Source organism: Gluconobacter sp. Dm-73 (assembly GCF_018256215.1).
GTDB classification, from domain to species: domain Bacteria; phylum Pseudomonadota; class Alphaproteobacteria; order Acetobacterales; family Acetobacteraceae; genus Gluconobacter; species Gluconobacter cadivus.
In genome coordinates this window covers 58844-71522 of the sequence record NZ_JAERLW010000004.1, presented here as the reverse complement: position 1 = coordinate 71522, position 12679 = coordinate 58844, and the positions used below count along the sequence as shown (strand labels likewise).

Sequence of the window (12679 nt, the reverse complement as noted above, 5' to 3'; positions counted from 1 at the left end):
ACTTACTGGGCGGATGTGCTGGTCGTGCTACGGGACAGACGGCCGGTGGCAGATGCCGGGAAGCCGTCAACGCCCGTCCGATCCGTCGCTGCATTCCCGTTGTCGTCAGGCATCCGGTCTGTGTTCAGATAGCGCGGCAGTTCATCGGGAGCCGCTTTCTCGGGCATGTTATGACTGCGGAACCAGATCGCGAGTTGTTGCGTCACGGTCTGAGCCAGCGTATCGGAAACACGCGCCTGAAGGGTTTCATCATTCAGGGTTTGAGCAAAATACTGCTCAAAACTCGTATTGAAACCATCCAGCGTCGTCGCATCACCTTGTGCCAGCATACGCGGATTTTGCTCCACCGTTATAAGCACCCAATGCGCCGAACCCGTACTGCGCGTTCGGCCCGAGGTGTTATCCTGATGGATATCGACAGCTTCCTCATTCATGCTGGAATAGACTTTCAGCATGTATTTGTGAGGATCTTCCGGCCCGGCGCCCGCCAGATTTTTCTGCAACGCCAGACGCAGCAACTGGCCGTAACGCCCCGGAATGTTGTCCACATAAACCTGGGCCAACTCTTCCGACATGTCGGTTTTCGGCGTCAGCTTTCCGTAGAGGGGTGAGAAACCACACCCCCCCAGCAGAAGACAAGCCGTGAGCAGAAAAGTGCCGCGACGGTCAGACATCACCCGGCAACCACGAAGTTGACGATCCGGTTCGGAACATGAATTTCCTTCACCAGACGCTTTCCTTCAAGCAGACGCGCCACGTTCGGCTCGTTTTTAGCGGCGGCAAGCACATCGTCCTTTGGGGCGTCCGGCGGAACCTCAATGGTCCCGCGCAGCTTACCGAGGATCTGCACGCCAATCGTCACACTCTGGACGGCAAGCCACTGTTCTTCGGCTTCCGGCCATGGACGATCCACGACCAGTGCACTTCCCGGCTCCAGAATCGCCATCATGTCTTCCGCAAGATGCGGCATCATCGGTGCTGTCAGCAGACACAGGACCTGCGCTGCTTCACGGCGGGCCGCCGCGATGCCGTCTCCTTCAAGACGCTCGGCCTCGGTCAGTGCCGAGGTCAGTTCATGCAGACGCGCCACGGCAACATTCGGCGTAAAGGCTTCGAGCGCCTCACCCACAGCGACGATGGCCCGATGGGTCACACGACGCAGGTCTTCCCCGACGGGACCGTGGATGCTCCCGGCAGCATCACGGCTCGCAACAGATGCAACCAACCGATGCAGCCTCTGGCCGAAGCGGGCAGAAGCTGCCACGCCGGAGGCCGTCCACTCCATATCCCTTTCGGGCGGACTATCGGACAGAACGAACCAGCGGGCCGTGTCGGCACCATAATGCTCAATGATGTCGACTGGCGAGACCGTATTACGCTTGGATTTGGACATTTTCTCGGAACGGCCGATCTGCACCGGCGCGCCCGTGTCCCGACGCACAACCGTATCACCACGACGCTCGACGTCTTCGGGATAAAGCCAGCCGCTCTCGTCACGGTAGCTTTCATGCGTCACCATGCCCTGCGTGAAAAGACCGGCAAACGGTTCGTCCACATCCAGATGACCGGTCTCGTGCATCGCCCGGGTGAAGAACCGTGCATAAAGCAGATGCAGAATCGCGTGCTCGATACCGCCGATATACTGATCAACGGGAAGCCAGCCATTCGCTGCAGCCGGGACCGTCGGGGTCTCAGCATGGGGACTGGTGAAGCGGGCGAAATACCAGGAACTGTCAACGAAGGTGTCGAAGGTGTCAGTTTCCCGGACAGCGGGCGTGCCGCAATGCGGGCAGTTTACATGCTTCCAGGTCGGGTGATGGTCGAGCGGATTCCCTGGACGGTCAAAGGTCACGTCTTCCGGAAGGATAACGGGAAGCTGATCGTCGGGAACAGGAACCGGACCACAGGTCTCGCAGTGAATGATGGGTATCGGGCAGCCCCAGTAGCGCTGACGAGAGATGCCCCAGTCGCGCAGGCGCCAGTTCACGACGCCTTTTCCTGCCCCCAGACCTTCGAGCCGCTCGATCACCTTCGTGCGGGCAGTCGCGGGATCCAGTCCATCCAGAAAGCCTGAATTGAACAGGGTTGCATCGCCCGAAACGGCCTTTTTGCCCAGAACGAAAGTTTCAGCATCCTGTCCCGCAGGCAGCAAGACCTGCGGAACCGGCAGATCGTATTTACGGGCAAAATCAAGGTCGCGCTGATCGCCACAGGGACACCCGAAAACAGCGCCGGTACCGTAATCCATCAGCACGAAATTGGCGATCCAGACAGGAGCGGTCTTTTCAGGATCGAGCGGATTGGCAACGCGCAGTCCGGTATCAAAACCGCGTTTTTCCGCAGCTTCGATGACTTCTTCCGACGTTCCGAGACGACGGCATTCCTCAATAAAGGCAGCAGCCTGTGGGTTGCTCTCGGCGACCTTGCGCGCCAGAGGATGTTCCGCCGAAATCCCAACGAAGCTGAGACCGAACAGCGTATCAGGGCGCGTCGTGAAGACTTCGATACTGTCCAGATCTGTATCATAGCCTGCAGGAGGCTGATGGAGGGCAAAACGCACCCGTGCGCCTTCGGAACGTCCGATCCAGCGCTCCTGCATCGTGCGGACGCGCTCGGGCCAGCGATCCAGCGTCTTGAGATCATCCAGCAGCGGCTGGGCAAATTTCGTAATCTTCAGGAACCACTGGGAAAGCTTCTTTTTCTCGATCAGAGCCCCCGAGCGCCAGCCGCGTCCGTCGACGACCTGCTCGTTCGCAAGAACCGTCTCATCGACCGGATCCCAGTTGACCAGAGAGTCCCGGCGCTCAACCAACCCAGCCGCCAGCATATCGACGAACAGTTTCTGCTGTTTGCCGTAATATTCGGGGAGGCAGGTTGCGATCTCACGATCCCAGTCCAGCGAGAAACCAAGGCGCTGAAGCGTACCACGCATGGCTGCGATGTTGTCCATCGTCCATTTGCCGGGATGAACATTCCGCTCACGGGCCGCATTTTCCGCCGGAAGACCAAAGGCATCCCAGCCCATCGGATGCATGACCGCAAATCCGCGGGCCCGCTTGTAACGCGCCACCACGTCCCCGAGCGTGTAGTTCCGCACATGTCCGACATGAAGCTGTCCGGACGGATACGGAAACATCTCCAGCACATAATATTTCGGGCGGTCGGCCGGAGGAACATCAGGAACGGCAAAAGTGTTCCGGCGCTTCCATTCGTTCTGCCAGAAGGGTTCGCGGTTCTGGAAATCGAATGCGGGGGCTGGGGTATCGTTCATATCTGGCTCAGTTGTCCCGCTCGCCATTTTCAGCGCGCAGCTGACGCGCGCGCGTCAGGATACGGGTGGTGATATCGGAGGTAGTCGTTGCAGAAACAGGGGTATCTTCCCACTGCCCATCCTGAAGAACCTGCCGGAAGACGGAAACCCGCAGAGCATCCGAACGCAGGCGGCGGTCCAGAACATAGGCCGCAATTTTAAAACGCTCATTCTGAGTGGCGGAAGGCTGGTACCAGTCCGTCAGAATGACGCCACCCACGGCATCAGCAGACGCCAGCGGCATGAACGACAGCGTATCGATCGCGCCGCGCCACAGATAGGCATTGACCCCGCCACGAAGCTCGTCAGCACCGCCTTCAGCGCCACGGTCCACGCCCAGAAGATGGTTGCGTGGAGCAGTCAGGGTGCTGGGATCACGTCCACCACCGCATGCGGAAAGCGCGGTAAGAGCCAGACATCCAAGGGCAAAGCGGGCCGCTGGTCGGTGGAAGGGTCGAAGAACGGTCAACTGGATGCGAGACATCATGGGTGGTCCTGCGGGCCGCGCCAGGGCCGGTCACAAGCAAGGATACAGACTGGCGAGGCCTGTAGCCGGCAACTTCTTGAGTGTTCATATCGCGCCGACGTCGCAAGGCCAAGCGCCTGAAGGAAGATGTTGCTATTCTGCGGCCATACCTGTCTGCCTCAGCACCTCAGCCAGTCTCGCCTGCTGTGCAGGTTTTGCAAACGCAAAGCGGCTGACAACTCTGGAAATCGTCAGGTCAGGCACCAGACGCAGAAGATGACGACAGACCTGATGGACCTCTTCCGCTGCCCCCCCTACCTGAAGCAACGCAACAAGGTAGTACACCAGAGCGCTCGGATAGGATGGATACAGACCAGACATCAGTCGTCCCATTGAGATGACGTCCTGATACTCTTCGCCTAATAACAGGATCATCATGAAAACAGGCCGCAAAAGTTCAAGGAACTGAGAACGGCATCCGTTTTCCAAAAGAATCTTCACGCTACGGGTGGCTGATTTCGTTTCTCCCCGCAAAAGACTCATAACGACGCCAGCCATCAGAGCATCCGGAGAATCCTGGTGATTGCTGTCATTGCGAACAATGCTCCCGATTGCATCCTGAACAATCGATACAGCCATACCGTGCTTGGCAGGATCATATATGAGATATGCGGCCAACAGGACTTCGACCGCATGTAAATCAGGCATCAGCAAAATAGCTGCACGCACACTTCGCAGCCCACGAGCAAAGATGGAATCAGCTTCCAGGCCCCATTCATTCTGAAAACGGATATAGCAATACATCGCGTCAATAAGAGCGATCGTCCCATCATCCTTTTCACAATCTACAGCACGCTCCAGGAGAGAATCGATCCTGTCGAAGAGCGAAAAATCGTGCCTTAAAAGCAATGTGAAAGCTCTTAGGGCCATTCCTAATGGAGACAGTTCGTTGTCCGGACGCCCCGCAATACGCCGAGCTTCCGCAACGAAAATACTCCACTGCATGGCCTGCGCGGGGGCCATGATGCTGTTTTGGGCCTGCTCGGGCGCAGATGACGGAAAGTCATAATGCGTTCCCCAGATGATGACACCACCCCGTCGCACATCTAGCACACGAAGAATGAGGCGGCTGTCAGCACCATCTGCCCCAGCCCGCAGATTGCCTGAGATGATATAGTCTGCACCGAGCGCCTGGTACGCCATCGCGGCATTGATGGAATCAGAAGGAGGAGTATCGGGAGGAGAAATAATATCGAAGGTTCCCATGCTCACAAACATGAGTTCCAGTTGGTCCCGAAAGGTCTGTCCATGCTGCACAAGATTTTCATCGGCACAGGAGGGAGCCAGAAAAACCAGAGAGATCTTTCGTAATTCTGCTTCGGGGAAATGGGAGGAAGCATAATGCGGCGGCAATGTCAGCATCGGGTCTGACCGCTGCATGGCAACAGAAAAAAGCGCATCCGAACCGGACGGGAGCAGCGTCGGCTGGGACGATATCTTCAGGTGTTCACTGCTGGAGTTTTCAGCCCCGATACCATTGAGCAGTGTCTGGGTTGCTGGGGCGAAACTATGCCCCTCGACATTTCCAAAAATACAGATCATCTGCTCGGCGAGTACTGCTGCCCGTGCCTGATCCCCACGATGAAGAGCCGTTTGTACTCTGGCGCGCCAGGCGACTTCGTTGAGGCTATCGAACCTCAGAAGGCGTTCGGCTATTTCTTCAACCTGATCCAGATCCGTCAATTCTCGGACAGCACTTTCATAAAGCTGCCGAAGATGAGTCGTAAGGCGCTCCCTTTGCTGGCCGATCCACTCATCAAGCGCGGGATCCACGCCTACCAGTTCGCCGAGCAGAGGTTCGCTTGGCAGGGCTACACTGTCGATCATGCGAAGACTGGCTGTTAGAAGCCTTTCAGCGTCCACAGACGTCAACGCAGGCTTCAGGGCAAGAGAATGCCTCTGAACGTCGATGACCTCCACACCCAGCGGACTTAACGCGTCGAGAAGACGATGTATTTCCTGCCTGAGGGAAGCACGGGCCATGTCTTCAGGGCGCTGGCTCCACAGAAGTTCCGCCAGCCGGGATCGCAGGACAGGTTTTCGGTCAGCAAGAGCAAGAATGGCCAAGAGCGCCCGCGTCTTGCCCCCCACAGGAAGAACACTCCCTCCCGTAAGAGTTTTCGCCTCCATCTGCCCGATCAGTTTCAGACGCAGGAGGGTTGGGTCAGCTTCGCGGACATGACGGGCTGAACTGTCCATCATCTTCATTATCCCCACGGTCAGCGCCCCATTGCCGAAAGCACAGAACCATCAAACCGCTTCAATATATCGTCGCAAGCAACGCAGATCATGGCCATTCTCAACTCTGTCAAACCCGCAAAACCCCTCACTCAAGAGATATATATGTAGGATGCCAGAGGCGAATACGCTCTATCCTACTCAGGATTTGGTGCTACCAGAAAAACAGCCCTCCTCCCCCTTGGCAGGAAAGAAGTGCACTGCAAGTGCCGTAGCAGAAGCACCGCCTCCAAGAATACCCGCAAAAGGTTTAAATAGCCTAAACAAACCCTGCCATTTTCTCCTTACCTGCGCATCGCGGATGTGGCAGTTCGGATTCTCCGGCTTCTCCTGATGCAGAGCATCCGTGATTTCTCTCTCCTTAGAATATGATACAGGCATGGTTGCAGAGACAGCATAACCGCGATATCAGCGAGATGGTTTGTCCGCGTAGCTCAGCAGGATAGAGCACAGGATTCCTAAGGTTTGAATTGGGCGCCATGAGGGGAAACCGCGTGGTGGATTTGCTCAAATTCGGGGAACGCTCTGATCGTCTTGATCGTGCCAATCCCGAGCCAAGCGTTCCGGTGCGCTGGAACGAAGGTGTAGAGACTGTACGGGCAACACCTTGACTGTGTTTTTCGCAGTTGTGGTGAAGAGACAGTCCAGACCACGAACATGCTTCGCGGCATGGCGGTGAAAACCGAAGTGGTAAGAATCCTGGGGCCGGAGGTTCGAATCCTCTCGCGGACACCACCAATCCCTTGCGGAGCTTTTCTGCAAGAAGACAGAAATTCTCTCTGTTTCAGAACCTGCAAGCCAAATATATAACAGCAGTCTGCTCTGTGGCGTCTGCTTTTTGTGCGTAAGGTTTCAGGTTTATGCCCTCCTCTCCTCACTCTCATTCATTCCGCCTGACACCGACGGATTATAACGCTCTGGTGGAACGGGCGACTGCCGGGCCTGAGCTTTACTGGATGCGCGAAAGCGAAAGACTGTCCTGGAACACCGTGCCGACGCACGCCCAGAGCGAACAGCAGGGCTGGTTTCTCGGTGGAACGCTCAATGCAAGCGTCAATTGCCTGGACCGCCACCTCGAAACCCGCGGCGATCAGAAAGCCCTGATCTGGCAGGCTGAGGACGCCGGGCGCGTCCTGACCTTTACGTATAAAACCCTTCATGAATATATCTGCCGGATGGCGAACGTCCTGCGGCAGCAGGGCATTCAGGCGGGGGATCGGGTTGCCATTCACCTGCCTTCCGTTCCCGAAGGCCTGATCGCCATGCTCGCCTGCGCGCGGATCGGCGCGATCCATGTGGTGCTTTTCGGCGGCTTCTCCCCAGAGGCGATCGCGGACAGACTGGCTGACAGCGGGGCGGTTCTGGTGATCACGGCCAATGTCGGGCGGCGGGGCCCTAAAAGAATTCCGTTCAAGGCCACACTGGACGCGGCGCTCGACCTCCGGCCGGACACCCTTGTCGTCAACACTGTTTTGGTGGTGGGCGTGACGGACAACGAGGTGGGTATGAAGCCTGAGCGCGACAGATGGCTTGCCCCCCTTCTGGACAAGGCCGCCTTAGATTGTGCGCCTCAGAACATGCCCTCCTCGGCTCCGCTTTTCCTGCTTTATACGTCGGGCAGTACCGGCAAGCCCAAAGGTATCGTGCACGGAACGGGTGGATATCTGGTCTGGGCGTCCTACACCCATGAACTGGTGTTTGATCATCAGGACGGAGACATCTTCTGGTGCACGGCTGATATCGGCTGGATCACGGGCCACACTTACGGAGTTTATGGCCCTCTCCTGAACGGCGGGACGGTTCTCCTGTTCGAGGGAATGCCGTCGTATCCCGGACCGGGCCGCTGGTGGAATGTGATTCAGGATCACAAGGTGACGACCTTCTACACGTCTCCAACCGCCATCCGTGCGCTCATGCGGGAAGGCGATGAGGTCGTGCAGCGTTATGACCTGTCGTCTTTGCGTGTTCTGGGGACTGTGGGAGAACCTATCAGTCAGGAAGCCTGGTCCTGGTTCAACGATCATGTCGGGGGCGGGCGCTGCGCTTTCGTTGACACCTGGTGGCAGACGGAAAGCGGCGGCATCATGATTTCTCCCGTTCCGGGGGCCGTTCGTGAAAAGCCTGCCTCAGCAACGCTCCCCCTCCCCGGCGTACATCCGGTTCTTCTGAACGAACAGGGCGTGCCTCGCGAAGGAGCCACAGAAGGCGTACTTTGCCTCAAGGGATCGTGGCCCGGCCGCGCGCTCTCCATCTGGAACGATGATGCTCTTTTCGAGCGCACCTATCTTCAGCCCTATGCCGGATATTATTTCACGGGTGACGGCGCGCGTCGTGATGAAGATGGATACTACTGGATTACCGGGCGGGTGGATGACGTCATCAATGTCTCGGGACACCGGATCGGCTCTGCTGAAATCGAGGATGCACTGGCGACTGAACTGACCATCGCGGAGAGTGCAGCAATCGGGATCCCGCATGATCTCAAAGGACAGGGAATTGTCGTTTACGTCGTCCCGCGCGACAACGCTCCCGACGATCTTCATGTCCGGGCTGCAAAAGCGATTACGTCAAAAGTGGGTCGCTATGCGGCGCCCGAGCACATCCATGTTGTGCCGGATCTGCCCAAAACCCGTTCCGGAAAGAGCGTTCGCCGTCTGCTCCGCAAGATTGCCTGTGGCGAGACTGAAGGATTTGGCGATCTGTCCACCCTCGCCGATCCCGAAATCGTGGAGACGCTGATCCGCATCATCCAGACGCCAGCGGACTGACTGGTCCGCAATTGGCGGCGTTCAGATATCGGTCGTCGCGCTCGATGTCTGAACCGGGATGAGCGCATCGCTCAGAACGCCGAAGACGACATGTACGAAATAGACGGAAAACGCAGCGACCAGCAGAACGGCAAACAGTTTTCCGAAAACTCTGAACGCCCCGAGAATCAGCCCACCCAGCAGCAGAAACAGCAGAACAGTCTGGATCTGTCCCTGTATTCCTAGGCTGCTCAGCACGGAACGGGCCATGACCTCGATGATCGCCACGCCGGCCACCACAACGCCCAGCAGGCCCAGGATCAGACCCCACAACGTATCGAGTATGGATTGCATCACGTAAGCTGGCACCGATAGAAAGAGGACAAGATCACTCCACAAAGCCATTCTCCGTGGCTTTGGTCAACTGTCATCTGCAGCGGGGATAGACGAATGTGAGGGTGACCGTTACGAAAGGTGATCTTTTCCCGACCGGATTTCTGTTTTTATGGGTCATTTATGACGAATTCGCCTGCCCTGCTGCTGACGATCGTTCAGTCCATTCTCCCGATTCTCGTGACATTGGGCTTTGGCTATTTCGCGGCATACCGAAAAGATTTTGACGCCCAGCAGGCAGGTGTTCTGACACGTCTGGTCATGCTGTATGCGCTCCCTCTGGAGTTGTTGGTTTCCATCCTCAGTACGCCGCGCGGTCAGGTTCTGGCTGCAGGGCCAGTCGCGGCGCTCATCCTGCTGGCCATGATTGGTGGCTATGGGTTGATCTTTGCCATCCTGCGCGGCCTGCTCAAACGCCGCCTTGGAGAAGCAGCACTGATCGCAATGACCATCACCGGTCCGTCCGTTCCTTTCATTGGTATTCCTGTTCTGGGTCAGATTTTTGGTCCCGCGAGTTCTGTGCCAATTTCAATCGCATCTTTGGCGATGAATCTGGTGCAGCTCCCGATCACATTGATCCTGATGGGGCATGATCGTGGCACAAATCACCGCGTCGGGAATAACAACCAGTCGCGTAGTGACGTCCGCGAACTGTTTGGACATCTAATCCATTCCTGCCGCGAACCTGTGGTCTGGGTGCCCATGATGGCGCTTGTTCTGGTCAGCGCAGGTGCGTTCCTGCCGCAGTTCCTCAAAGGCTCTCTCCAGCTTCTTGGACGGGCGACAGGCGGTGCGGCGCTCTTTGCCTCAGGTGTGGTTCTTTTTACCCGCCAGGTGAAGTTCAGTCCTCTTGTCGGTGTCATTGTCAGTGTCCGGAACGTTGTCATTCCCGGTATCATCTATGCCTTGGCCCGCGCATGGCATCTGCCCTTACCTGCGCTTCAGGAGAGTGTCCTGACGATGGCCATTCCCAGCGCATCCATCAATGTTATCCTTGCCATGCGATATCATGTTCTGGAACGTGAAATTGCATCCGTTCTGTTCTTCGGAACGTTATCCTCCATCTTCACCATGGCATTTTTCATTTGGCTAACAGGCGCATGAGTAGTTTCCTTTTTGTCTGCACAGGCAATATCTGTCGATCTCCTCTGGCCGAACTGGCCATGCGCCGGGAAGCGCGCGAACGAGGGCTGGAACTGGATATTGATTCTGCCGCCACCGGACGGTGGAATCTGGGCGAAGCACCGGACCCACGCGCATGCGTCATCGCGTCCCGACAAGGTCTGGACGCTTCAACACTCCGCTCACGTCTTGTCACGGTAGATGATTTCAGCCGCTTTGATCATATCATCGCTCTGGATCGCTCCCATCTGACAGTCCTTAAGAAAATGCAGCCCCGCGCTTCAAAATCGCACCTTTCGCTCATGCTAGATCATATTCCGACCCGCATGGGACAGGACGTTATTGATCCCTATTATGGACCTGACGAAGGCTTCGTCAGAACATGGGAAGACGTTGAGGCTGCCTGTGCCGCGCTCGCAAACGCAACTCTCGGACGACGCACCAAAGAGTGACGCCCCCATAAATCAGTAATGGAGAACTTCATGTCATCGAGGCCCGGTATTCTGACGATCGATCCCATTCTTCCATTTATGAGAGAGCGGCTGGAGCAATCTTTTGAACTCCATCCCTACACCACACCCGAAGATCTGCAGAGCTTCGCTCCGAGCATCCGCGGCATCACGACTGGAGGCGCCTCCGGAGTTCCAGCCGAAATCATGAACGCGCTGCCCAATCTAGAAGTCATTTCGGTCAATGGCGTAGGCACCGATCGCATTGACCTGCAGGAAGCAAAACGCCGGAATATCCGCGTTGCGACAACCCAGAATACCCTGACAGAAGATGTGGCCGATATGGCCGTCGTTCTGATGATGACCGTTATGCGGGATGTCGTGAATAATGACCGCTTCGTCCGGGCGGGAAGCTGGCCTCATTCCCCCCTCCCCCTAAGCCGCAGTCTGACAAAAAAACGGGTCGGGATTGCAGGGTTCGGTCACATAGGGCAGGCCATTGCCAAGCGTATCTCAGCTTTTAATATGGAGATTGCCTACTTCAACTCTCATGCAAAGCCTGACACGCCCTACCGCTTCGAGCCTGACCTGAAAAGCTTGGCAGAATGGTGCGATGTCCTGATACTCGCAGTGTCCGGAGGAGCACGCTCCGCAAACATGATCGATAACGATATCCTGACGGCGCTGGGAAAAGACGGTTTCCTGATCAATATCGCCCGGGGTACAGTCGTAGACGAAAGCGCCCTTCTGAATGCCTTGAAGGAGAAGCGCATCGCTGGAGCAGGACTGGACGTTTTTCAGAACGAACCTGACATAAACCCAGCTTTTTTCGCGCTCACGAATACCGTTCTGCAAGCTCATCAGGCATCAGCAACAATCGAAACCAGAACAGCCATGGGCAATCTGGTTGTGAATAACCTGATTGCCTATTTCACCGACGGAACACTCCTCACTCCCGTCGTATAAGCTTATGCCACGAACTGTTCGGCAATGATCCGCTCCGAAAGGCCATGGTCCGGGTCGAACAGGATCGTGGCCTTTCGGGTGCGATCTTCACGCACCACAACTTCTGCCACATCACGAATTTCCGTAAAGTCCGCTACGGCTGCTGTCGCTCTTTTCTCCGTATCCAGAAGCGTCAGCTTCACCACAGCACTGGAGGGCAAAAGTGCCCCTCTCCAGCGACGAGGACGAAAAGCGGATATTGGCGTTAAAGGAAGAATATTGGAGCTCAAAGGAACAATAGGTCCATGAGCTGAAAGATTATACGCTGTAGACCCCGCCGGAGTGGAAACAATAATTCCATCGCAAATCAGTTCTTCAAGACGCACCCGACCGTCAATTTCAATTTTTATACGCGATGTTTGTCTCGTTTGCCTGAAAAGAAAAACGTCATTGAACGCCAATGCGCTCCTGACGATCCCCGTGGAAGTCGTCGCCGTCATATGCAATGGATGAAGAACCGAGGGCTGGGCATTTTCTAAACGACGCAAAAGATCCACCTCATTAGCGGCATTCATCAAAAAGCCAACCGTGCCGTAGTTCATACCGTAGATGGCAGTCCGGCTGTCCAGAACCTTGTGAAGCGCTTCAAGCATAAATCCATCCCCCCCCAGACAAACGACAAAATCTGCGTTCTGAAGCGGGGCATTCCCATACTTCTGTGAAAGGCGCTCTAAAGCTAGCTGGGCAGAATCACTAGGAGACGCAACAAAATGAATTTTCATAATTGACGTCATATCAATCCAAATGCCGCAAAAAAACACTTTCGTATTAATAAGCAGTTTAACAGATTTGCGCCCTCTAGCAGAGGAAGAGATATTATGACCGCACACTTCCTTGAGAAAAACATTCAACGCTCAGGATAAGGCCGCATTGATTTTAGAAAACTGAT

The 12679-nt window shown here is 56.1% G+C and carries 11 protein-coding genes; 5 read left to right on the top strand and 6 right to left on the bottom strand.

All coding sequences use genetic code 11. The annotated features are described in order from the left end of the window. Window positions 1-2 precede the first annotated feature (2 nt). From JK176_RS05595 to JK176_RS05580, 4 genes are all read right to left on the bottom strand, one after another. Window positions 3-674 carry a hypothetical protein gene (locus JK176_RS05595; RefSeq protein WP_194267927.1) on the bottom strand — a complete coding sequence of 224 codons (672 nt, stop codon included), beginning with the start codon at window positions 672-674 and terminating at the stop codon, window positions 3-5. Further along, a complete protein-coding gene (leuS, locus tag JK176_RS05590) occupies window positions 674-3271 on the bottom strand; it encodes a leucine--tRNA ligase (protein ID WP_211586947.1) in 2598 nt (865 codons plus the stop codon). The genes JK176_RS05595 and leuS overlap by 1 nt, the downstream gene beginning before the upstream one ends. Window positions 3272-3278: 7 nt before the next feature. Next, window positions 3279-3797, bottom strand: a complete 519-nt coding sequence (locus tag JK176_RS05585; RefSeq protein ID WP_235993380.1) for a DUF3576 domain-containing protein — start codon at window positions 3795-3797, stop codon at window positions 3279-3281. Between the two features lie 132 nt (window positions 3798-3929). Continuing rightward, on the bottom strand, window positions 3930-5663 hold the full coding sequence (locus JK176_RS05580; protein WP_249194242.1) for a bacterial transcriptional activator domain-containing protein: 1734 nt from the start codon (window positions 5661-5663) through the stop codon (window positions 3930-3932). Window positions 5664-6553: 890 nt separating this feature from the next. On the opposite strand from JK176_RS05580, the gene JK176_RS15090 reads away from it, so the two are divergent. Together JK176_RS15090 and acs are read left to right on the top strand one after the other, a co-directional pair. After that, window positions 6554-6685 carry a hypothetical protein gene (locus JK176_RS15090; protein ID WP_283091961.1) on the top strand — a complete coding sequence of 44 codons (132 nt, stop codon included), beginning with the start codon at window positions 6554-6556 and terminating at the stop codon, window positions 6683-6685. A gap of 249 nt (window positions 6686-6934) precedes the next feature. Then, window positions 6935-8842 (top strand): acetate--CoA ligase, encoded by a 1908-nt coding sequence (acs, locus tag JK176_RS05575; RefSeq protein WP_211586945.1) that lies wholly within the window; start codon window positions 6935-6937, stop codon window positions 8840-8842. Window positions 8843-8863: 21 nt separating this feature from the next. Here the strand turns inward: acs and JK176_RS05570 are convergent, their stop codons facing one another. Further along, window positions 8864-9175, bottom strand: a complete 312-nt coding sequence (locus JK176_RS05570; protein ID WP_194262407.1) for a hypothetical protein — start codon at window positions 9173-9175, stop codon at window positions 8864-8866. Window positions 9176-9337: 162 nt separating this feature from the next. Between JK176_RS05570 and JK176_RS05565 the strand changes: the two genes are divergently transcribed. The 3 genes from JK176_RS05565 to JK176_RS05555 are packed head-to-tail and all read left to right on the top strand — an operon-like array spanning window position 9338 to window position 11751. Then, on the top strand, window positions 9338-10318 hold the full coding sequence (locus JK176_RS05565) for an AEC family transporter (protein WP_194262283.1): 981 nt from the start codon (window positions 9338-9340) through the stop codon (window positions 10316-10318). Beyond that, complete coding sequence (locus tag JK176_RS05560) at window positions 10315-10788, top strand: low molecular weight protein-tyrosine-phosphatase (protein ID WP_194267923.1); 474 nt, start codon at window positions 10315-10317, stop codon at window positions 10786-10788. The genes JK176_RS05565 and JK176_RS05560 overlap by 4 nt, the downstream gene beginning before the upstream one ends. Window positions 10789-10818: 30 nt before the next feature. Next, window positions 10819-11751, top strand: a complete 933-nt coding sequence (locus tag JK176_RS05555) for a 2-hydroxyacid dehydrogenase (protein WP_211586942.1) — start codon at window positions 10819-10821, stop codon at window positions 11749-11751. Window positions 11752-11753: 2 nt separating this feature from the next. Here JK176_RS05555 and JK176_RS05550 read toward each other — a convergent pair whose 3' ends face one another. Further along, window positions 11754-12512 (bottom strand): NAD kinase, encoded by a 759-nt coding sequence (locus JK176_RS05550; RefSeq protein ID WP_194268021.1) that lies wholly within the window; start codon window positions 12510-12512, stop codon window positions 11754-11756. Window positions 12513-12679: the final 167 nt, after the last annotated feature.

Coding starts and splice junctions, on each gene's coding strand:
- JK176_RS05595 (WP_194267927.1), bottom strand. CDS start 674: ATGTCTGACCGTCGCGGCACTTTTCTGCTCACGGCTTGTCTTCTGCTG.
- leuS (WP_211586947.1), bottom strand. CDS start 3,271: ATGAACGATACCCCAGCCCCCGCATTCGATTTCCAGAACCGCGAACCC.
- JK176_RS05585 (WP_235993380.1), bottom strand. CDS start 3,797: ATGATGTCTCGCATCCAGTTGACCGTTCTTCGACCCTTCCACCGACCA.
- JK176_RS05580 (WP_249194242.1), bottom strand. CDS start 5,663: ATGATCGACAGTGTAGCCCTGCCAAGCGAACCTCTGCTCGGCGAACTG.
- JK176_RS15090 (WP_283091961.1), top strand. CDS start 6,554: ATGAGGGGAAACCGCGTGGTGGATTTGCTCAAATTCGGGGAACGCTCT.
- acs (WP_211586945.1), top strand. CDS start 6,935: ATGCCCTCCTCTCCTCACTCTCATTCATTCCGCCTGACACCGACGGAT.
- JK176_RS05570 (WP_194262407.1), bottom strand. CDS start 9,175: ATGCAATCCATACTCGATACGTTGTGGGGTCTGATCCTGGGCCTGCTG.
- JK176_RS05565 (WP_194262283.1), top strand. CDS start 9,338: ATGACGAATTCGCCTGCCCTGCTGCTGACGATCGTTCAGTCCATTCTC.
- JK176_RS05560 (WP_194267923.1), top strand. CDS start 10,315: ATGAGTAGTTTCCTTTTTGTCTGCACAGGCAATATCTGTCGATCTCCT.
- JK176_RS05555 (WP_211586942.1), top strand. CDS start 10,819: ATGTCATCGAGGCCCGGTATTCTGACGATCGATCCCATTCTTCCATTT.
- JK176_RS05550 (WP_194268021.1), bottom strand. CDS start 12,512: ATGAAAATTCATTTTGTTGCGTCTCCTAGTGATTCTGCCCAGCTAGCT.